A 21,029-nucleotide genomic window follows, 5' to 3' on the forward strand; every position below is an offset into this window, starting at 1 on the left:
AGAGAGAGTTTCATGACCAACTTCGTACCAACCCCCTCGGCCCCGGCGCCGGACATTGTCCGCTGCGCGTACATGGAGCTTGTTGTCACCGATCTGGCGAAGTCGCGGGAGTTCTACGTCGACGTCCTCGGCCTGCACGTCACCGAGGAGGACGAGAGCACCATTTACCTGCGTCCCCTCGAAGAGTTCATCCACCACAACCTGGTGCTCCGCAAGGGGCCGGTTGCCGCCGTCGCTGCTTTCGCGTACCGGGTCCGCAGCCCCGAGGAAGTCGACGCCGCCGAGGCGTACTACCAGGAGCTGGGATGCCGGACCGAGCGCCGGAAGGACGGGTTCACCAAGGGAATCGGCGACTCGGTCCGGGTGGAGGATCCGCTCGGCTTCCCGTACGAGTTCTTCTACGAGGTGGAGCACGTCGAGCGCCTCACCCAGCGCTACGACCTCTACTCCGCAGGTGAACTGGTCCGGCTGGATCACTTCAACCAGGTCACCCCCGATGTTCCGCGCGGCCGGAAGTACCTGGAGGACCTTGGCTTCCGCGTCTCCGAGGACATCAAGGATTCCGACGGCGTCACGTACGCCGCGTGGATGCACCGCAAGCAGACAGTTCACGACACCGCTCTGACCGGCGGCAAAGGCCCTCGCATGCACCACGTTGCCTTCGCCACCCACGAGAAGCACAACATCATCCAGATCTGCGACAAGATGGGCGCGCTGCGCATCAGCGACAGGATTGAGCGCGGGCCGGGGCGGCACGGCGTCTCCAACGCCTTCTACCTCTACATCCTTGACCCGGACGATCACCGCATCGAGATCTACACCCAGGACTACTACACAGGCGACCCGGACAACCCTACGGTCACCTGGGATGTCCACGACAACCAGCGCCGCGACTGGTGGGGCAACCCCGTTGTACCGTCCTGGTACACGGAGGCCTCGCTGGTGCTGGACCTGGACGGCAACCCGCAGCCCGTCATCGAACGCGAGGAAAAGAGTGAAATGGCTGTCACCATCGGCGCGGACGGGTTCTCCTACACGCGTGAGCCCGGCGAGGAAATGGGCTTCAAGCTCGGATCGCAGCTGTAGCCATGCTGGATCCCCAGACCATTGAGGCCATCGCGGACGAACTCGTGAACGCCGGGAGGACCCGCACCCCTGTGCCGCGACTGACCGCCCGCTACCCGGACATGACGGTGGAGGACTCCTACGCGGTCCAGCAATTGTGGCGGCACCGCAATGAGGAAGCCGGACGAACCCTTGTCGGCCGCAAGATCGGACTGACGTCGAAGGCCATGCAGGCGGCAACCGGCATCACTGAGCCCGACTACGGTGCCATCTTCGACGACATGGTGCTGGAAACCGGCTGTTCCGTGGAGTGGGAAAAATACACCCATCCGCGCGTGGAGGTGGAGCTTGCCTTCGTCCTCAAGGACGCACTCAAGGGGCCCGGCTGCACCATCTTCGACGTACTCAACGCCACGGACTACGTTGTCCCTGCCCTTGAAATCCTCGATTCCCGGATCGAGATGGAGGGCAGGACCATCGTGGACACCATCGCCGACAACGCCGCCATGGGCGCCATGGTGGTGGGCGGACGGCCGGTGAAGCCCGACGCCGTCGACCTCCGCTGGGTGTCAGCCATCCTTTACAAGAACCAGATTGTGGAGGAAACCGGTGTTGCAGCCGGCGTCCTTAACCACCCGGCCAACGGCGTGCACTGGCTCGCCAACAAGATCGCTGCCCACGGTGACGGGATGAAAGCGGGCGACATCATCCTCGCCGGTTCCTTCACGCGGCCCCTCTGGGTGCATGCGGGCGACACCATCCACGCTGACTACGGACCGTTGGGAGCAGTCACATGCCACTTCCACTAGAGGCCACCTTCCGTGACGCACTGGCGGAGGCCAACCGGCCGCTCGCAGGAATGTGGGTGTGCTCGGGAAGCCCGCTGATCGCGGAGCTCTGCGCCGGCTCCGGCCTGGACTGGCTCCTGGTGGACGCTGAGCACAGCCCGAACGGGCTCGAATCAGTGCTCGCCCAACTGCAGGCGATCCACGGCTACCCCGTCCAGACGATGGTCCGTCCGCCCGTCAATGACACCGTGCTGATCAAGCAATACCTCGACCTCGGCGTGCAGAACCTGCTGATCCCCATGGTGCATTCCGTCGCTGAGGCCGAAGCTGCCGTGGCGGCCACCCGCTACCCGCCGCAGGGTGTGCGCGGAGTCGGTTCGGCACTGGCACGGGCCGCCCGTTGGAACCGTGTGCCGGATTACCTGGCCCGAGCCGCGCAAACCATCAGCGTGACAGTGCAGATCGAATCCGCGGCTGCAGTCGCTGCGGTGGAGGACATCCTGAAGGTGGACGGTGTGGACGCCATCTTCCTCGGACCCGCCGATCTCGCGGCCTCCATGGGAGTGCTGGGACAGCAGGAACACCCCAAGGTGCGTGCCGCCGTCGAGCACTGCCTCACAGCGGCGAAAAGCGCGCAGAAGCCGGCCGGCGTAAACGCCTTCAATCCCGACACTGCACAGCATTACCTGGATCAGGGCGCGGACTTCATTCTGGTGGGGGCGGATGTCGCGCTGCTGGCGAGGGGCTCGGAAGCCCTCGCAGCACAGTACATACATAAGAACGACGACGGAGCTCCTGCCAGCTACTGACGCGCGGCGTGACGACTAGCGGGACTGCAGCGCATCCAGCGCCACGGCCATCGCAGCGGCAACCCGCCAGTCGATCCGGGCGCCGGGAACCGTGATGTCGTAGCGGTCGCGAAGGGAGCGCCCGCGCTCGGAGGTCATCACGACGTTCCCCGCCGGGTCAGTGAAGTCGAAGTGGAAGCGGAACGGCGAGGGGATTGCCTCCAGGAACGGGAGCATTTCCCAGAGCCTGCGGGCGATGGCGACGCCCTGGCTCCGCTCACTGCCAACCGCCTCGAACTGTCCGGGCAGGCCAAGTTTCCACGTTGACCGGAACAGGGAAGCGCCGAACTTCTTCTGGAAGCTCCCGATCACCTGACCTTGGGCGTCCAGAACGTCGTAAGTCGCGCCGAGGTCGAGTCGCTGACGCGCCCTGAAGGAAAACAGCTGCACGCTCTTCGACTCATCCGCGAAGAACCTGACCTCTTCCTTGAACGCCATGCGCTTCTGCTGCGCAAAAGCCATCAGCTCCCCCGGCTTGCCGGCAGCATCCACGGCACGGATCTCGTACCGGTTCACCATCATGGTGATCTTCTGCGCTACGGCAAAGCGTTCGATCGACTGCGCTGGTTCCATGGAATGTTCTCCTTCAAGAGGGCTGGTGTCTTCTTCGAGCCTATGCATAACGCCGCCCGATACAACGCAACTCCTTGACGACCCTCAGGTACAGGTCGAGAGTAGCTACACGACGTCCATCCGGGCGCCGCATCACGGCTCGGCACAAGCCGCCAACAAAGCGCAGGTGCGAGCCGCCAACATGAAAGGCGAAGGCAATGGACGCAATGACGTGGACCTGGATCATCATCGGGATCGTCATCCTGCTGCTCATCATCGGATTGGTTGTGTTCCTCGGACGAAAACGCCAACAGGCGCACGTGCAGGAGAAGCGTAGGCAAGACCACGATCATGCCAACGAAATCCGCGAAGACGCACAGGCCAAAGACCTGGAAGCGCGCGAGAGGGAGGTGCGCGCCAACCGCGCTGCGGCCGACGCCGAGCAGGCCGAGGTCGACGCCGAACGGTTGCGCAAGGAAGCCGAGCACCGGCAATCCGACGCCCAGGGGCTCCGGCAAGAGACGCAGGAGCAGTCGCGGCGGGCTGATGAACTGGATCCGAATGTAGACACCACGGAGCAGGATCGAAACCGCACGCGGGAGTAACTAGCGGCGTAAGCGCTCCAACCAGCGGGGCTTCGGCTCCTGCTGGATGTCCTCCGGCGCTGAAATCACCGGGTAGAGCTTGTCCGCTTCGACCCGCTTCTCGGCAACCCGTGCGCGTAGGCCGTTCCGGAACGCCGTGCTGCCCGTCGGCTCCTCGGGCGGCGATGTGTGGGTGCCGTACGCCCAGCCCGTGCCGAGTTCCAGCAGCGTTCCGTGCTTGATGTCGTAGTAGTTCTCCTTCACGCCGATCGCCATACCGCGCGCACCCGAGGCAGCTGCGGCGAAGTGTAGATGGAAGCGAGTGGTTACCCAGGTCTGATCCTCCCGTAGCGGCAGTCCGTCCTTCCACACGGATGAGAACGGAATGAAGTTCTCCACCGGGATCAGGTCCTTGAGTGAGTCGAAACCGGCATGATCGGTGCCCGGGATTCCCTCAACATACTTGACCACCTGCCCGTCCTCGATCGCCGCCTGCACAACCGGGCGAGCGGTTCGCACGGCGGCCTCAAACTCCTCGGGCGTGGTCTGGTCGGGCTGGAGGCAGACCACGAGGTCGGCGTCGTCGTTTCGGGCAAGCCCTCGTTCGACCTCGTGCTCGATGCTGAGGAACGCGTCGTCGAGCCCCTGCCGGATGCCGTAACGCTCAGCGCTCGGCGCGTCACGGACACTGACGTAGTCGAACTTCCCGAACGCACAGTCGAAGTGCGCCGCATCCTCATTGAGCGGAACGAGGCTGAGGCCCGTGCCGAACAGCTTGCAGCCGGTGAGCTCCTGCGCTGTGGTCATCGCGGCGATCAACCCGGCGTTCGCGGGCCAGATCGCGTTGAGATAGCCGCCCCCGAGCAGGTGCAGACTGTCAGCCTGGCGCAGTTTCTCAATTCCCAGATCAACGAAGGGCGACCCGAAGTTGCGCACCTTCCCCGAGACGTAGCCGGCAATATCGTCGGGGGTCTGCGTATGGGCGTCCCAGCAGAGCCGCCAGAGCGTATTCGTGAAATGGACGCGCGGGTGGATGCCCTCGAACAGAAGCTCCGCCGTCCCCGGATTCGGGCAATCAAGCCAGACGTCCGTCTCCGGGTATCGCTCCGCCAGGAGGCGCAGCCAGCCCGCAGCGATCATTTCATCACCGAAATTTGGGTGGCCGGCACAGGAAATCAGGTACACGAGGGACGGTTTCACAAGGGAAAATCCTACCCTGCCGGACAGTAGGTGTTACATCGGTCACAAACCGATTACGACGACGGCATCAGGACTCCGCGCGCGACCGCTCCGGCGCTTGGGTTGGCCGCTCTGCCGCGGCCGGCGCCACGAGGAATGAAGCGAGCACGGCAACGCCGACCGCGAGCAGTGCGTTGCGGATTCCCACCTGGTCACCGAGGAAGCCCAGGAGCGGTGGACCCGCGAGGAACGCCATGTAGCCGACGGTCGATACAACGGAAACCCGGGCTGCTGCGTGACGGGGGTCATCAGCCGCGGCGGACATGCCCATCGGGAATCCGAGGGCGGCTCCTGTCCCCCACAGCACGGCACCTACTCCGGCGAGGTAGACGTTCGGTGCGAGGACGAACAGCACCAGCCCAACCAGGGACGCCGCCAGACTGAACTGGAGCACCCGTACGCGGCCGTACCGGTCGATCAGCCCGCCGCCGACGAACCTGAAGAGTGTCATCGAAGCCACGAAGATCCCGAACATGAGTGCGCCGACAGCCTCTGACGTTCCGAGTCCGTCCACGCTGGCCTTGGCCACCCAGTCATTCGCTGCGCCTTCGGTCAGCGCGGCGCCCAGGACCACCAGGCCGATCAGGAGCGTACGCGGCTCCTTCCAGGCGGCGAACCTGCTGCGCGGGACGGCGTCGTCGTCGTGCTTTTCGGCGTGGGCGTGCTCGGGGAGGAAGTAGCGCGGAATCCACATCGCCACTACGAGGACCAGGACCGCTACGCCGATCAGATGGGTGGAAAGTTCCACCCCGAGCGCCGCGAGGCCAGCGCCGGCCATCGCTCCGATGAACGCACCCCCGCTGAAGGCGGCGTGAAACTTCGGCATGATGGTGCGCATGAGGCGGCGTTCGACATCGGCACCCTCGAGGTTCTGCGCCACATCCCACAGGCCAATCCCGAGACCGAAGATGAAGAGCCCAACAGCCGAAAGCGGAACGGATGCCAGGATCAGGCCGCCGGCAATGGTCAATGCCGCAACGGTGGCCGCGATGCCGCCAACCCTGACGGTATTCGCGGTTCCGATCCGTGCGGCGATACCGCCCGCGAGCGGCAGCGAGATCAGGGAGCCGATTGCGGCGACGAGCAGAAGCGCGCCGGTCTGGCCGTCGCTGAGGCCGAGGGCGTCGGACGCGGACGGGATCCTCGCCGCCCAGCTGGCGAAGACGAGGCCATTGAGCCCGAAGATTCCAAATGTGGCCCACATGGCCGGATTGACTTTGCTCTGCACCTGTAAACCGTATGCGCATTGAATCGATACGGTCTACAGGTGCAGCGGAGTGTGATGGAGATGACAGGTACTACTCCGCGGGAACTACCCCGCGGAAAACTCAGCGCGCCCGCTGCACCCGGCCCTCATCCCAGACGGGCGCCTCGGACTCATAGACCTTCCCGTCCTCGCCGAACACGAGGAACCGGTCGAAGCTGCGCGCGAACCAGCGGTCGTGGGTCACGGCGAGCACCGTTCCCTCGAAAGCGTCGATGGCGCGTTCCAGTGCTTCGGCGGAGTGGAGGTCGAGGTTGTCGGTCGGCTCGTCGAGCAGCAGCAGCGTGGCGCCGGAGAGTTCGAGGAGCAGGATCTGCAGCCGTGCCTGTTGTCCGCCGGAGAGCGAGTCGTAGAACTGCTCGGATTGCCCGGCCAGCCCGTAGCGGTCAAGGACACCCGACGCCGCCTCGCGCCCCAGCCCGGACCGGTGGTCGTCGCCGCGGTGCAGGATATCGAGCAGCGTACGCCCCAGCAGGTCGGGCCGCACATGGGTCTGCGCGAAAAACCCAGGCCGGATCCGGGCGCCCAACTTCACGACGCCGGTGTGCGGCACGGGCTCGATGGTCACCTCGGACACGGGCTCGTGTTCCTTCTCCGGGTCTGTGCCGCCGGCTGCGAGCAGCCGAAGGAAATGCGACTTCCCCGACCCGTTCGAGCCCAGCACGCCAACACGGTCCCCGAACCAGATCTCAGTGCTGAACGGCTTCATGAGCCCGGTCAGCTCCAGCTTCTGCGCGACTACTGCACGTTTGGCGGTCCGGCCGCCCTTGAGGCGCATGTTCACGTTCTGCTCAATCGGAATGGCTTCCGGCGGTCCTGCTTCCAGGAACTTGGCGAGGCGGGTCTGGGCTGCGTGGTACCGGTTGGCCATGTCGGAGCGGAACGCAGCCTTGTTCTTGTACATGTTCACCAGCTCCTTGAGCTTGATGTGCTCCTCATCCCAGCGTCGCCGCAGCTCCTCGAAGCGCTCGTTGCGGTCCGTCCGCGCCTGCAGGTAGGTGCTGAAACCGCCGCCGTGCACCCAACTGGACGCGCCGAGCGCTCCCGGCTCGAGCGTGACAATACGCGTTGCGGCGTTGGCGAGCAGTTCCCGGTCGTGGCTGACGAACAGCACGGACTTCGGTGATTCGTTCAACTTCGCTTCCAGCCAGCGCTTGCCGGGAACGTCGAGGTAGTTGTCCGGCTCGTCGAGGAGCAGCAGCTCGTCCGGACCCGAGAACAATGCCTCCAGCACCAACCGCTTCTGCTCACCGCCTGATAACGACGACGCTGCCCGATATTGCGCGCGGTCATACGGGACGCCGAGCGCAGCCATGGTGACTTCGTCCCACGTGGTTTCGAGCTCGTAACCGCCGGCATCTCCCCAGTCGGCGATGGCCTGGGCGTAGCGCATCTGGGTGGGCTCGTCGTCGTGCTCCATCATGGCAAGTTCGGCGTCGTCGATCCGCTTCGCTGCAGCGGCGAGCGCCGGCGGAGCTGCGGAAACCAGGAGGTCGCGGACGGTGCTTTCGTCGCGGACCTGACCGACGAACTGGCGCATGATGCCCATGGGTCCGGAACGGGTTATGGCACCCTCATCGGCGGTGATGTCGCCGGCGACGATCCTCAGCAGTGTGGTCTTGCCGGTCCCGTTGGGGCCGATCAATGCAGTCTTGTGACCCTCGCCAACCTTGAAGGTGACGCCGTTGAGCAGCTGCCGCCCGTCGGAGAGGAAGTAATCGATGTTGGAAACGTCAAGGTGTGCCACTGTTCAAGTGTTTCACCCGCGTCTTGCGTTGCGAAACGCACCCGGCTTGCACCGAGTGGCCACTAATAGCGTCGGTCCGGACCTTGGGACGTTATTCCCGGCCGCTCGACGGGACCATGGAAGGATGGAGGCGTGATTCCCTCCAGCCCCCGGCGCGTAGTGTTTTTCGGCGTCACCGGATCGGGGAAGTCGACCGCGGCACAGAGCTATGCGGCGGCAACAGGATTGCCCCTCGTGGAAGTGGATTCCGACATCGGCTGGCTACCCGGCTGGGTTGAGCGGAACCTCGCTGAGCAGAACCGGATAGTGGAGGAGATCGCCTCCCGCGATGAATGGGTTTTCGACAGCTTCTATGGCAGGTGGTCTGACCGTCTCATTCCCCGCGCGGAGGCAATAATTGCGCTCGACTACCCTCGATGGGTGTCGCTTGCCCGGTTGCTGCGAAGGACTATGCGCCGTATGGTGCTGCGCGAGCGCGTCTGCAACGGGAACACGGAGACTTTCGGCCGCGCAGTGGCCCGCGATTCAATTATCCGCTGGCACTTCAAGTCCTTCGAAAGCAAGAAAGCGCGAATCCGCGCGTATCAGGAGGCGGGCCTGCCCGTTCTACATTTCACGAACCCGTCGCAGTTGGAGCAGTGGCTACGATCCTTCGAGCGGTAACCGCGTAGTTCAACTTGCTCTTGTCGAGGTGGCGTGCTCGGACGAGGGTTTCCGTAAAGCTCCCTCTCGAATCTACGCGTATCCAACTTCATGTTCCGCTACACCGTTGACGTAGCTCACATGCCCACGTACTTTTTAATTCGTATTATGTCATTCGACATATGTATGAGAGGAATCAATGAAGATGTCTACTCCATATCGAACAGCGAGTATTGCCAGTGCTCTGGCGCTGGCTCTGGCTGGCAGCGTGGCTGCGGTCGCGCCGGTAGCGGCAGCGCCGAAAGGCGAGCTGACTGTCGTCGTCGCACCCGGCGGAAAGGCTGGAGCACCGAAGGGCGACATCGTCCTGCCGTCACTGCACGCCGCACAGAAAGTGGTACAGAACAAGGGCAAGAAGCAGGACGTACGGGTAGTGCTCGACGGCGGCACGTACGAACTGGACGAGCCGCTGCGGTTCGGTCCGAAAGACGGTGGCGCGAACGGGCACACCGTCACGTGGACCAGCGCACCGGGCGAGCAAGCCGTGCTTTCCGGCGGCGAGCAGCTGACCGGGTGGACCCTGCACGACGCCGCGAAGAATATCTGGGTTGCCGACGTCGAACCCGGCACGGAATCACGCCAATTGTACGTTGACGGCCAGCCCGCCGACCGCACACAGCTGCTGCTGGGCAAAGACAAGAGGGGCCGCGCGCATCTCACGTGGACTGAAGAGGGCCTGACCCTGAATGACGACCGGTTTGGCGACCTGGGCGGGCTTGAGAACCACTCCGACCTCGAGATTGTGAGCATGGGCTCGTTCACCGACCGTATCTCGCCGGTGGAATCGATCGTCGGCAACAAGATCAACATGGTGCAGCCTGCCTGGGAGAACAACAACTTCGGGTACGACACCCTGAAGTCGCCGTACAACCGTGGCGCGCTTTACCTCGCGAACAGCTACGACTTCTTCGAGAACCCCGACGAGTGGTACCTCGACACACCGGGCGGCAAGGTCTACTACATGGCCGAAGCGGGAGCCACCATGGACGGCGTCGACGTACGCCTGCCAAAACTGGAAACGCTGGTGGAAATCGGCGGGACGTACGACAACCCAGTTGAAGGACTTTCCTTCAAGGGCATCCAGTTCTCACACACCACGTGGATGCGGCCGAGCTCCGAATATGGTTACGCGGACCAGCAAAGCGGGGCGCACATCGTCGGCAAATACAGCCCGCCGGCAAACTACCTCGAGACCTGTCAGGACGGTTGCGTCGAGTTCGAGGAAACCCGCAATGAATGGTGGCAGATTCCGGCAGCGGTGCAGGTCTCCGCCGCTTCCAACATCACCTTCGACGGCAACCTGTTCGACCAGCTCGGCTCGGTGGGCCTCGGCGTCGGCATGGACTCGAACGCCCATCAGACGGGCGTCGGCTACGGTGCTTCCAACATCGACATCCTCGGCAACACCTTCAGCGACCTGGCCGGCTCCGGCGTCGTCGTCGGCGGTATCCAGCCCGATTCGCACCATCCGAGCGATCCGCGCATGACCGTTAAGGACATCACCATCGTCGACAACACGATCACCCGGATCGGCCAGAGCTACCGCGACAGCGCAGGCATCCTCTCGACGTACGTCAGCGGTGCGGAAATCTCGCACAACACGCTGACGGACCTGCCGTATGACGGCATCGACATCGGCTGGGGCTGGGGTGCCAACGACCCGGGCAGCAACCAATACTACAAGGATGCGGGCCTGCATAACTACCAGCCCGTCTACGAAACGCCGACCACTTTCCGTGACAATCACGTGGCCTACAACCTGATCTATGACACGAAGAACGAAATGCACGACGGCGGCAGCATCTACACGCTGTCGGCGAGCCCAGGCACGGTGATCGAGCGGAACTACATCTACGACTCGCGTGAGACATTCGGCATGCTCATCGACCAGGCGTCCCGATACATCAAGGTGCGTGAGAACGTTATCCTCGACAGCAGCCGGTACATCTACGTGAATGCCGACACGAACGGACCGTACATTTTCAACACGCTCGATCTGCAGTTCACCAGCAACTGGTGGACCGGCGGCCGCGAGCGGTACGTACGGTTCCCCGAGTACCGCACCTACTGGACGGACAATGTTGAACTCAACGGTGTCCCCCGCGAAGAGTGGCCTGCAGGAGCCAAGCAGGTGATGACCGAGGCGGGTGCGCGTCGCTAGACGCTACCTCCTGAAACGCTGCGGCCCCAGTGGTTTGTACCACCGGGGCCGCAGTGTCTTGACAGGAGGTCAGGCGGGCAGCGTGAGAATGCCGTCGATTCTTCTGGGCAAGGTCCCGCCCGCATCACGAAGCTCTTCCGGTAGAACCTCTTCCGGCGCGTTCTGCCAGGTGACCGGCCGGAGGAAACGGCGGATGGCTGTGGCTCCCACGGAGGTGTGCAGCGAGTTGGTCGACGGCCAGGGGCCGCCGTGGGTTTGCGCCCAGGAAACGGCCAACCCGGTTGGATACCCGTTATAGAGGATCCTTCCCGCCATGGGCAGGAGCATGTGAGTGAGTGCCTGCGCTACGTCAGGTTCATTCTGGCCAAGGTGGATGGTGGCAGTGAGCGAGTTCTCAAGTGCGGCCAGGGCTTCGGGCATTTCGTCATACGCGGCGTACCTGACAACGAGCATAGAAGGGCCGAATACCTCCTGTGCGGTGCCGTCGCTGAAGTCCTCGGCCTGGACCTCGAAGACGGTTATAGGCACATGGAATCCTCCCTGCTCCGGCCTGGCCGCCTCGACCACTTCACGGATTCCTTCGACGGAGGCCAGCCGACCGGTAGTTTCGGTATACGACTCAAAGATTCTGCGGTTCAGCAGCGGTGGAATTTCCTTGGTTCGAAGGTCGGCGGCCAGTTTCTGAACGACCGCATCGCCGTGCTGTCCACGGGGGACGAATACAACGCCGGGTTTCGTGCAAAGCTGGCCGGCCGAACCAGCAATGGAACCGGCGATTCCCGCGCCGATGTCCTGCGCGCGTTCCGCCGCCGCAGCTTCCGAAACGATGACGGGGTTGATGCTACTCAGTTCCCCATAGAACGGAATGGGATTGGGCCGTTGGGCGATAGCGTGGTTAAGCGCCTCTCCGCCGCTGAGAGAGCCGGTAAACCCTACGGCTGTCACATAAGGGTGTGAAACCAACGTAATGCCGGCCTTTTGGCCGAAGACGATTCCGATCAGCCCCTCGGGCGCACCAAACCGCTGTGCTGCCTCACTCATGACCGTCCAAGCCAGAAGGGAAGTCGCCGGATGAGAGCTGTGCGCCTTCACCACTACGGGACACCCTGCCGCAAGTGCCGATGCGGTGTCACCTCCGGGAACCGAGAAGGCGAACGGGAAGTTGCTGGCGCCGAAGACAGCCACCACGCCGGTCGGTGTGAGCATCCGTCTCAGATCCGGGCGGGGCCCCATGGCCGTGTCGGCCGCGTGATCAATAGTTGCCTCCAGGTAGCTGCCTTCCGTGATGACTTCCCCGAAGAACCTCAGTTGGAAGACGGTTCTGGTCAGTTCTCCACCCAGGCGTCCCCTGCCGAGCCCGGTTTCCTCATCGGCAGCACACACCAACTCTTCCCGATGCGCCTCGAGGGCGTCGGCGAGAGTCGAAAGCAATGTGGCTCTCGCTGACCGGGGTTGATCCCTCAGCCAACCGGCCGCTGCATGGGCCAGGTCGACAATTCGGTCCACATCCCGGTGACTACTTTCGGCAGTCACTGCGGAGAGTTTCTCACCCGTCAGTGGGTTGGTACCGGCGATGGTAATGGTCACTATTCCTCCATAAAATCGGTGGATCTGCTTGATTTTCGTGCGCAGGTTTACGACAGCAATCCCCGCGCGGCGAGGTTCCGGTACAGCGCGTCGATACCGAACGTCCACGGCGCCACCTTCTCGCTGACCCGAACCCGATTGATCAGCGAACCGAGGTGCGGCTCACGGATGGTCACGACGTCGTCGACGCGGTGGGTGAAGCCCCGTCCTGCCTCGCCGCGGTCCTCAATCGGCGTGAACAGCGTCCCGAGATACAGCACAAAACCATCCGGATACGAGTGGTGCGCGCCGATCGCCTGATCCACCAGATCGGACGGGTCGCGGCTGATCTTCTCCATCAGCGAAATGCCCTCCAGCTTGAACTCGTCCGTACCGTCAACGGTCAGCGTGACGACAGCCTGCCGAACGTCATCGAGCCGGTATGCATCATCAAAGAAGCGGATGAACGGACCCACCGACGCCGATGCGTTGTTGTCTTTGGCCTTACCGAGCAGCAGCGCCGAGCGGCCCTCAATGTCGCGCAGGTTCACGTCGTTCCCGAGCGTCGCGCCGACGGTCCTACCGGAGGATGAAACCACCAGCACCACCTCGGGCTCCGGGTTGTTCCATTCCGACTTCGCCAACACGCCGACGTCGGACCCCGAACCAACAGTGGACAGCACCGGCGCCTTCGTGAATATCTCCGCGTCCGGCCCGATCCCGACCTCCAGATACTGACTCCACCAGCCTCGCGCCATCAGCAGTTCCTTCAGGTCCGCGGCTTCGGCAGACCCGGGAACCAACGAGTCCAGCGAACCGCCCAGCAGCCCGAGAATCTCCTCCCGTACCGCAGCGCCGCCATGCGCCTCACCGCGGACCCGCTCCTCGATGATGCGCTCGATCATTGACACCGGAAACGTCACGCCTGCAGCCTTCACGACGTGCAGGTCGATCGGCGATAGCAGCCACGGCTTGGCCGTATCCCGCACGGGGTCCGGTGTGTTCGCAACCACCTCGTCCAGGCTCCCGATTATCGGGCCGGTAGCTGCAGCGAGCGCACCGGCCGGATCGGTGTGCTCGGTCAGCGCCCGCATGGTCGGGAATGCAGCGGACACGTCGACGACGCCGTCAGCCCGGATCGCGGTGACGCTCGGACCGCCGACGGCCGGGTTGAAAACACGACCTGCAAGGGTGCCGGAAGTTCCGTCGTCGGGCAGCAGGTCGGAAGCTGAAATTGTCACAATGAAGCCTTTCGATCTAAGGGGAACTTAGCGCCGGTGAAACTCGCCGGAACGCTTCTCTGCGAACGCCGCGCGGCCCTCATCGGCGTCGGCAGTGGCGAAGGTGACGGTCTGCAGGTCGCGCTCGTAACGGATCGCGGCGTCCTGCGGCATGTTGTACGCGGCACGTAGGTTGGCTTTGGCCGTTTCAGCCGCGATGGGCGGGCGGGCGGCAATTGTTTCACCGAGTTCGACGGCACGGTCCACCAGTCGGTCCGGCTCGATAAGCTCGCTCACCAGTCCCCAGCGCAGCGCCGTTTCTGCGTCGATAGGGTCGCCGGTCATGAGCATGATGGCCGCGTTGGAAGGCCCAATGGACGCCGCGAGGAACGCTGACATCCCTCCGCCCCCGATCCAGCCGAGCTTGATTTCGGGGGCAGCGAAGCTCGCCGTCGTGGCCGCCAACCTGATGTCGCATGTCAGCGCCGTCTCGAGTCCGCCGCCGAACGCGTACCCGTTCACCGCCGCAATCACCGGCTTGCGGCACTCGCGGATCGCGTCGCAGTAATCAGCGCGGTTCCGGAAATCCCACGGAGTTTCGTACTTGTCGAGCGTGCGGATGTCGCTTCCCGCGCAGAAGGACCGCTCACCGGCGCCGGTCAGCACAACGGCGCGGACGCCGGAGTCGTCGTTCAACCGGTAAACCACACCGACCAGCTCATCGGACATTTCCTGGGTCACGGAGTTGAGCTTCGCCGGCCGGTCGATCGTGACCACCGCAACCCTCCCCCGCAGCTCGCAGCGGATTCCTTCGGCGGTGTCAGCCATGATTCCTCCCTTGAAAGGCGTAGTTCTCAGCGAGCGCGTCAAAGCGCGCATTGATTTCGACGACGACGGCGGCAGCCTCCGCGCGCCCGAGGATCGCCTCGCGGAGCGCACCGGATGCCTCCCCCTGGAACGCGGTGAACCCGGGGACGCGCGGACGCACCCAGGCGTCGTCGATGGTTGTCAGGGTGTTGCGGTAGAAGCCGTGGGCTTCAGCGTTGACGGCCTCGTTGGTCCAGGCGGAGCGTGCGCTCGGCTGCCCGGCATTGGCGGGGATGAAGGTGGCCTGTGTGCTCGGGTCGAGGTGCCATCGGAGGTAGGTCAGCAGCTCGTCGTCAATCTGGGCGCGACGGGAGATCGCCAGCCCGGTGCCGCCGATCGTCGAACCGCGTCGGCCGCCGGCCACCCAGGCCGGCGCATCCCCGAAGCGCAGCGGTGACGGGCCGGTGCTGTAGTTCACGTACCCGTAGATGAGCGGAATGAAGGCGATGTCCCGTTCGACGCGCATGCGTTCGAGCAGCCCGATCGGGTTCAGGGTGTCAGTTCCTGCGGGGGAGCGTCGGCAGACCTCGGCGAGGGCCCAGATCGCCTGCTCAGCGCACGGCGGCAGGAATCCGGCGCCGGGCTGGTCGCGAGGCTCCTCCCCCAGCGCCACACATATGGACGCGACGGAAAGGAACGCGTGCGGTCCGGCGAGACTGAGAGCCACGGGGAGTTCACGGGACAACTGCAAAACTTCTGCCCAGGTATCCGGCGAGTATGCGACCCGCTCGGGATCCCGCACCGAAACCTGCGTGGCGGCGTCGAGCGGGAGCGCCCACACGGCGTCGTCCATGCGGTAGCTGGCCAGGCTCGGCCCAACGCTCGCGTCAGCGAGCGCGGTGAGGTAGGCGGCGTTGAACACTTCCGAGACGGGACGCAGGCTCGACGTCGCAATCGCATCGCCAAGATGTGGATGGTCCAGCACGATGACGTCGTAGCGCTGGGCCAGCTCATCGATCGGCGCGGATTCGAACCCCTCAAGGGAGTGGGTGTCCCAGCTGATTAAGCCCGGGAACGCTGCGGCCGACCGTTCGAGCGCCTCCCGTCCGCGCGGATGGTCCCAGGTGAGACCGCGGAATCGGCCCATCAGCGCATCCGGTCACTTGCGGCGCCGGCGTCCAACAGGGCACCGACTTTTCGCGAGTCGTAGCCGATCTCGTCGAGCAGTTCGCGGGTGTGCTCGCCGGTGAGCGGCGCGCCGCGGTCAATGCGCGGAGGCGTGGCGGAGAACTTGTAGGGGAAGCCGGGCGTCTTGATCCGACCTTCGGTGGGGTGGTCATACTCCACGAAGGTCCCGTTGTGAGCTACCTGCGGGTCATCGACGAGGTCCTGGTAGGAGTACACGGGACCGATCCATACTCCGGCCGAGCCGAGGAGTTCCAGCCAGTGCTCGCTTGTATTGGTGGCCAGCTTCGCGGCGATACGCTCATGCATCTCATCTCGGTGGCTCCAGCCGTGTTCCTCGCCCTTCCAACCGGCGAACGCGGGCTCATCCAGCAGGTCCCCGAGCAACTCCGGCTCGGCGAAGGCGAGTGCCACGAAGCTGTCCTTGGTCTTGAAAATGCCGTACGGGGCCCGGATGTAGACGTGCGCGAGGGCTTCCCTGCTGCGCTGCTGCGGCCGGTTCCCAACCGTGAAGACGCTGAGTTCCTGCATCTGCAGGGTAGCGATCGCGTCCAGCATGTTCACCGTGACAAGCTGGCCCTCCCCGGTCCGCTCACGGTGCAGCAGTGCCGCCAACACGCCCTCGAACGCCGTCGACGCCGTCACAGCGTCCGCAAGGTACTGTCCCGCCGGACTGGGCTCGTCGCCGTCGCGCCCCGCTGAAAGCATCGCACCGGACATAGCCTGCACCAGCAGGTCCTGCCCCGGACGGTCCCGGTAGGGTCCGTCCTCGCCGTAGCCCGAGATCGACACGTACACGATCGACGGGTTAATGGCCTTCAGCGCCTCGTAGTCCACGCCGAGGCGCGCCGCGACCCCGGGACGGTAATTCTGCAGGAACACGTCGGCGGTGCGGACCAGGTCATACAGCGCTTCCCTTCCCGACTCCTGCTTCAGGTTCAGCGCGACGGACCGCTTGTTCCGGTTCAGCGACAGAAACGACACGTTGATCTGGTTCCCGACGGCGCCGCCCGCCGAAGCATGACGCTGCCATTCGCCGGTGGTCGGCTCGACCTTAATAACGTCGGCGCCGAGATCACCGAGCCGCTGAGCGGCGAACGGTCCGGCCATCGCGATGGAGCAGTCGATGACACGGTAACCCTCAAGGACGGAGGTGGGGCTCATGAGGAAGGTTCCTGTCTGTTCTTCAAAAAAAGATGTCTAGTGGACGGGGACGGAGACGCCGTCCTGGGCTGCGGACTTCAGCAGGGCGTCGATCAGCTCGACCGACCTGGCCGCGACGCGTGCGTCAGAGTTGTTCTGGGTGGACGTGCCTGCCACAAGTTCGATGAACCTGTGCGGCGGCGTCACGCACTGGTACGCGCCCTCACCCGACGGAATGGTGAGGTCCCAGCGGCCACCGTCGTACCGGTGCAGGCAGACGCGCTCGCGCTCGGTGTCGAGCAGCAGCATGCCCTCGCTCCCGAAGATTCGGATGTCGATCTGGTAGGAATCACCGTCGGGCACTGTCGCGGCACCGGACAGCACGCCGAGGGCGCCGTTATCGAAAGTCACTGTCGCCGCGTTGAAGAGGTCGACGGCTGCCCCGGCCCGGCTCACGCGCCCCGCGATGGTCGCCGCACGCAGACCGGTGAGCCAGAACAGCAGGGCGCTGGAGTGAGTCACCTGCCCGTGGGCGTACCCGCCGCCGCGGTCCGGCGACTGCCACGTGCTCTTGTCCGGGCCACTGGTTTGGGAGTCCCAGAGCTGGCGGATGTCATCCGGATCGCCCGCGAAAAGTCCGCGAGTGGGCGATGCCATCTGACACACCACGTGCTGGATCTCGCCGACACCGTGATCGTCGAGGAGCCGTTTCGCCTCGACGAGGAACGGTGCGTAGTTCCACCCATAGGGCACCAGGAAATGCACGCCGGCACGCTCGGCCCTCGCGACCAGGTCCCACGCCGACGCCGCATCCAGCGTCACCGGCTTCTCCACCTGCACGTGCAGCCCGCGCTCGATCGCGGCGGCCGCGTGCTCATAGTGAAGGTCATGTGGTGTGGTGATAACGACGGCGTCGAGCTCCTCCGCGAGCAGCTCGCGGTAGTCCTCGGTCGCCATCTTGAAACCGAACTGCTCGCGGACCTTTTCGAGTTGAGGGCCGAAGCCACAGACACCGACGAGTTCGACGTCGTCCCGCTCGGCATAAATGGGGAAGTGGTTGCTGGTGGCCCACCAGCCTGCGCCGATCGCGCCGATCCTCACCTTCGCGCTCACGCTGACCACCGCCAGGTGCGCAGACCGTCTTCACGGCGTTCTTCTTTCACGAGGCCGCGGTCCCGCAGCCGCTCGAGGTTTCCGGTGACGGGGAAGACCGCATAGTCGAGGGCGCCAGAACCCCATGGACCCAACTCGGAACCGGCTTCACGGACCAGTTCAAGCGTAGTACCGGGCTCGCTTCGGGCTTTGAGCAAGTCGAGCATAATCGAGTCGATCTCCGCGACGTAGTCAGCAGATCGGTCAAAGAACGCGACGGCATCCGACCCCTCGTACACGGGGTAGTGCGCCGTCAGCACGAGCTCGGGATCGAGGCTGCGGAAAAGTTCGATGGACGCCAGGTAAGGCTCGGTGTCGCGATAGGTCGGTGGGAAGGCGGCGCTGCCATCGGCAAAGGGCACGGTTTCGCCGAGGGTCGCGTCGCCTATCAGCACCGCCCGGTTGGCAGGATCGTGTACGGCGATGTGCCCCGGACTGTGGCCGGGCGCGTGCAGGATCTCGACGGATCGTCCGCCGAGGTCGAAGGTCTCACCGCCCGTCAGTTCGCGGTCAACCGGCACCAGATCCGTGACACTGCGGAGGTATGCGGTGGTTTCCGGTGGGTCGTCGAACCCATCTGTTTCCCGGAACTCTCCGTATCGCACGTCAATCAGCCGCTGCACATCCTCGGTGAGGGCCCTGTCGAGACGGTGCGCAAGGATTTCGACGTGCGGGAGCGCAGCCTTGAGGGCGCCGTTGCCGCCGGTGTGGTCAAAGTCGCAGTGGGTGTTGACGGCCCACTTCACGAGTTTCCTGTCAATGCCGGCAAGTTCCAGATACGGCAGGAAGGTCTCGGTGATCGACTCGCGAATCCCCGTATCAACCAGCAGTGCGGCGTCCTCGCCGATCAGCAAATACAGGGCGACGAAGCGCTCGCCAAGCGGTGCCTGGATGCGGTGAAGGCCCGGCCTGAGTTCGACAGATTCCATAGTTAGCTCCTCAGCGCTCCACGCCGTCGAGCAGGAGCCGTATTCCTGCCCGGCGCGGGCGCATGTGTGGTCCGGCGGGATTGCCCCAGCCGTCGGATGCGGACGATACGGTGATCAGCGATTCGTCGACCTCGATTCCGGCGCCGGGCCGGTCGCCGAGGACGATGCCCCCGTCGGCGTACTCGTGGTCGACAGTGAGACCGACAGCGAAGTCGAGCGCCTGCACCTCGGTGGTGATGTGGTTGGGGATCGCAGTCATAACGGCCGCCACGGCAGGGTTCGCGTTGTAGCCGACGGGGCTGAACGGCAGGTCGCGGCTGGCAGCGACGGTGGCGAGGCGAAGCGCGTGTGTGACGCCCCAGCAGGCGCCGGCCTGCACAATGTCGGGGGCGCCGGCGTCGAACAGTGGACGGAACTGCTCAACGCCGGTGAGGTTCTCACCGGTGGCGACGGCGGCACGAACCGCTTCGCTGAGCCTGGCGTGGCCGACGGCGTCCCAGCGGCGCAACGGCTCCTCGATCCACAGCAGATCCACGGCTTCCTCAACGCGCGAGACGTACCGGACGGCTTGCTTGACCTGCCAGGACTCATTCGCGTCGAGCATCAGACCGGGCTTTGGCGTGTTCTTTGACAGCGCCTCGGCAATGACTCCGAGTCGGCGGATGTCCGTCTCATGGTCCAGTCCGCCCTTGAGCTTGCCTGCCACGTAGCCACGGTCGGCGAATGAGCGGTAGAAAGTGGCGAGCTCTTCGTCACTGAGGGCGATATCCAGGCCGGAGGCGTAGGCGGGAACAAATCGATCCCGTCCGCCGAGCAACCGCCACAGCGGCTGGCCCGCTTCCTTGGCCTTGATGTCCCAGAGCGCTGAGTCCAGCGTCGCTATCCCGCCGTACGTGGCACCCGCGTGACTGGACTTGAAAACCTGGGCGAGCATGCGGTCGAACAGCGCAGAAACCGCGCGGGGATCCTCACCGAGCAGCGCGGGAAACAGTCGGTCAAGATCCGCGTGGGAACCAATGCCCACACCCTCAACACCGGCGTCCGTTTCGATGATGACCACGGGCACAGAGGTCACCGCATTGTCCAGATGGCCATTGATATCCCCAATGGCACGGGTCCAGCGGTGCTGGGTGGTCAAGGTGCGGTAACCGGTGATTTTCATATCGTCCTCGATGTCTTGGTAGAAAGAGCATACATCATATGTATGCTCTTGTCGTCAGTTCCCAGTACAATCGGTTCATGACAACTGCGCCCCTTCCCGCGGCCACCGGCAACGCGTCCAGCCTTGGCACTCCGCGGACGCCAACAGCGCGGCTTGGCACCGCCGTCGTGCGCGATCTCGTCTCCGCGATTGTCACCGGAACCGTGAACCCCGGCGACCTGCTGCCCACCGAGACCGAACTCTGCGCACACTTCGCGGTCAGCCGGACCGTGATTCGCGAATCCATGAAGCGTCTGGAAGAAAAGGGCATGGTGCGTGTTGCACAGGGGCGCGGCACGGAGATCACCGACCCGGCCGAATGGAACATCCTCGACCGTGTGGTCATCTCCGTGATGATCGAGAACGACGCCACGCTTGGGGTGCTCGACGAGATCGCGGTTGTCCGCAGCCGGCTTGAGGAATACCTCGCCGAGAGCGCGGCGGCGAAGGCAACCAAAGACGACGTCGACGCCCTCCGCGAAGCCCACGCCACTATGTGTGCCGCAGCAGGTTCGCGAGAGGATTTTGCGCAGGGCGACGTTGATTTTCACACCAGCGTGATGGAGATTTCCGGCGACAGGCTGGTGCAGGGAATCGCCCGCACCCTTACCCGGCGCGCCCGCGACAACGCCCGATTCTACGGCGCACCCAATGAGAAGGCTTTCGACCTCACCATCGCCGAGCACGCAGGAATCGTCGAAGCCATCGCCGCCGGGGACTCCGCCCTGGCGGGCACCCGGATGCGCGAACACATTGTGAAAGCGTGGGAACGCCGCCGTATCCGCGAGTGAGGCTCGGCCTCCGGCGATAGCCTGCAATCTTTCGGCGTCGGGACTGGCGTGGATTTCGATGCGTTCGGTGGACACCGATCAGCCT

The 21,029-nt window shown here is 64.3% G+C and carries 19 protein-coding genes; 7 read left to right on the forward strand and 12 right to left on the reverse strand.

Annotation, left to right across the window (positions count from 1 at the left end; genetic code table 11):
* Positions 1 to 12 precede the first annotated feature (12 nt).
* From hpaD to ACX80C_RS13355, 3 genes are read left to right on the forward strand one after another with little or no spacing between them, the layout of a single operon-like run.
* On the forward strand, positions 13 to 1,086 hold the full coding sequence (gene hpaD / locus ACX80C_RS13345; RefSeq protein WP_459326941.1) for a 3,4-dihydroxyphenylacetate 2,3-dioxygenase: 1,074 nt from the start codon (positions 13 to 15) through the stop codon (positions 1,084 to 1,086).
* Between the two features lie 2 nt (positions 1,087 to 1,088).
* Complete coding sequence (gene hpaH, locus ACX80C_RS13350) at positions 1,089 to 1,874, forward strand: 2-oxo-hept-4-ene-1,7-dioate hydratase (protein WP_459326942.1); 786 nt, start codon at positions 1,089 to 1,091, stop codon at positions 1,872 to 1,874.
* Entirely contained in the window at positions 1,859 to 2,662 is an 804-nt protein-coding gene (locus tag ACX80C_RS13355) for an HpcH/HpaI aldolase family protein (protein ID WP_459326943.1), read from the forward strand. The genes hpaH and ACX80C_RS13355 overlap by 16 nt, the downstream gene beginning before the upstream one ends.
* 15 nt (positions 2,663 to 2,677) lie before the next feature.
* Here ACX80C_RS13355 and ACX80C_RS13360 read toward each other — a convergent pair whose 3' ends face one another.
* Entirely contained in the window at positions 2,678 to 3,274 is a 597-nt protein-coding gene (locus ACX80C_RS13360) for a hypothetical protein (protein WP_459326944.1), read from the reverse strand.
* Between the two features lie 197 nt (positions 3,275 to 3,471).
* Between ACX80C_RS13360 and ACX80C_RS13365 the strand changes: the two genes are divergently transcribed.
* Positions 3,472 to 3,858, forward strand: coding sequence for a hypothetical protein (locus ACX80C_RS13365; protein ID WP_459326945.1), 387 nt, complete (start codon positions 3,472 to 3,474; stop codon positions 3,856 to 3,858).
* Here ACX80C_RS13365 and ACX80C_RS13370 read toward each other — a convergent pair whose 3' ends face one another.
* The 3 genes from ACX80C_RS13370 to ACX80C_RS13380 all read right to left on the reverse strand — a co-directional run bounded on the left by ACX80C_RS13370 (position 3,859) and on the right by ACX80C_RS13380 (position 8,087).
* On the reverse strand, positions 3,859 to 5,037 hold the full coding sequence (locus ACX80C_RS13370) for a polysaccharide pyruvyl transferase family protein (RefSeq protein ID WP_459326946.1): 1,179 nt from the start codon (positions 5,035 to 5,037) through the stop codon (positions 3,859 to 3,861). It lies immediately after the preceding gene.
* Between the two features lie 67 nt (positions 5,038 to 5,104).
* On the reverse strand, positions 5,105 to 6,280 hold the full coding sequence (locus ACX80C_RS13375) for an MFS transporter (RefSeq protein ID WP_459327014.1): 1,176 nt from the start codon (positions 6,278 to 6,280) through the stop codon (positions 5,105 to 5,107).
* Positions 6,281 to 6,404: 124 nt separating this feature from the next.
* The gene (locus ACX80C_RS13380; protein WP_459326947.1) at positions 6,405 to 8,087 is read right to left on the reverse strand and encodes an ABC-F family ATP-binding cassette domain-containing protein; all 1,683 of its coding nucleotides are present in this window, start codon (positions 8,085 to 8,087) and stop codon (positions 6,405 to 6,407) included.
* 132 nt (positions 8,088 to 8,219) lie between these two features.
* Between ACX80C_RS13380 and ACX80C_RS13385 the strand changes: the two genes are divergently transcribed.
* Entirely contained in the window at positions 8,220 to 8,750 is a 531-nt protein-coding gene (locus ACX80C_RS13385) for a P-loop NTPase family protein (protein ID WP_459326948.1), read from the forward strand.
* A 184-nt stretch (positions 8,751 to 8,934) separates the two neighbouring features.
* On the forward strand, positions 8,935 to 10,950 hold the full coding sequence (locus ACX80C_RS13390) for a right-handed parallel beta-helix repeat-containing protein (RefSeq protein ID WP_459326949.1): 2,016 nt from the start codon (positions 8,935 to 8,937) through the stop codon (positions 10,948 to 10,950).
* 69 nt (positions 10,951 to 11,019) lie between these two features.
* Here the strand turns inward: ACX80C_RS13390 and ACX80C_RS13395 are convergent, their stop codons facing one another.
* From ACX80C_RS13395 to ACX80C_RS13430, 8 genes are read right to left on the reverse strand one after another with little or no spacing between them, the layout of a single operon-like run.
* Positions 11,020 to 12,537 carry an aldehyde dehydrogenase (NADP(+)) gene (locus tag ACX80C_RS13395; RefSeq protein WP_459326950.1) on the reverse strand — a complete coding sequence of 506 codons (1,518 nt, stop codon included), beginning with the start codon at positions 12,535 to 12,537 and terminating at the stop codon, positions 11,020 to 11,022.
* Positions 12,538 to 12,584: 47 nt separating this feature from the next.
* Positions 12,585 to 13,757 carry a fumarylacetoacetate hydrolase family protein gene (locus ACX80C_RS13400; RefSeq protein ID WP_459326951.1) on the reverse strand — a complete coding sequence of 391 codons (1,173 nt, stop codon included), beginning with the start codon at positions 13,755 to 13,757 and terminating at the stop codon, positions 12,585 to 12,587.
* Positions 13,758 to 13,784: 27 nt separating this feature from the next.
* The gene (locus tag ACX80C_RS13405; RefSeq protein ID WP_459326952.1) at positions 13,785 to 14,564 is read right to left on the reverse strand and encodes an enoyl-CoA hydratase/isomerase family protein; all 780 of its coding nucleotides are present in this window, start codon (positions 14,562 to 14,564) and stop codon (positions 13,785 to 13,787) included.
* Positions 14,557 to 15,690 (reverse strand): hypothetical protein, encoded by a 1,134-nt coding sequence (locus tag ACX80C_RS13410; protein WP_459326953.1) that lies wholly within the window; start codon positions 15,688 to 15,690, stop codon positions 14,557 to 14,559. Before ACX80C_RS13410 ends, ACX80C_RS13405 begins: the two co-directional genes overlap by 8 nt.
* Positions 15,690 to 16,892, reverse strand: coding sequence for a CaiB/BaiF CoA transferase family protein (locus ACX80C_RS13415; protein WP_459326954.1), 1,203 nt, complete (start codon positions 16,890 to 16,892; stop codon positions 15,690 to 15,692). Before ACX80C_RS13415 ends, ACX80C_RS13410 begins: the two co-directional genes overlap by 1 nt.
* A 36-nt stretch (positions 16,893 to 16,928) precedes the next feature.
* Positions 16,929 to 17,984: a Gfo/Idh/MocA family protein gene (locus ACX80C_RS13420; protein WP_459326955.1), complete on the reverse strand. Its 1,056-nt coding sequence runs from the start codon at positions 17,982 to 17,984 to the stop codon at positions 16,929 to 16,931.
* Positions 17,981 to 18,952, reverse strand: a complete 972-nt coding sequence (locus tag ACX80C_RS13425) for an MBL fold metallo-hydrolase (RefSeq protein WP_459326956.1) — start codon at positions 18,950 to 18,952, stop codon at positions 17,981 to 17,983. The genes ACX80C_RS13420 and ACX80C_RS13425 overlap by 4 nt, the downstream gene beginning before the upstream one ends.
* A gap of 10 nt (positions 18,953 to 18,962) precedes the next feature.
* Entirely contained in the window at positions 18,963 to 20,114 is a 1,152-nt protein-coding gene (locus ACX80C_RS13430) for a mandelate racemase/muconate lactonizing enzyme family protein (protein ID WP_459326957.1), read from the reverse strand.
* 77 nt (positions 20,115 to 20,191) lie between these two features.
* Here ACX80C_RS13430 and ACX80C_RS13435 point away from each other — a divergent pair, with 77 nt between their 5' ends.
* The gene (locus ACX80C_RS13435) at positions 20,192 to 20,944 is read left to right on the forward strand and encodes a FadR/GntR family transcriptional regulator (RefSeq protein WP_459326958.1); all 753 of its coding nucleotides are present in this window, start codon (positions 20,192 to 20,194) and stop codon (positions 20,942 to 20,944) included.
* Positions 20,945 to 21,029: the final 85 nt, after the last annotated feature.

It is taken from the genome of Arthrobacter tecti, from assembly GCF_054511355.1.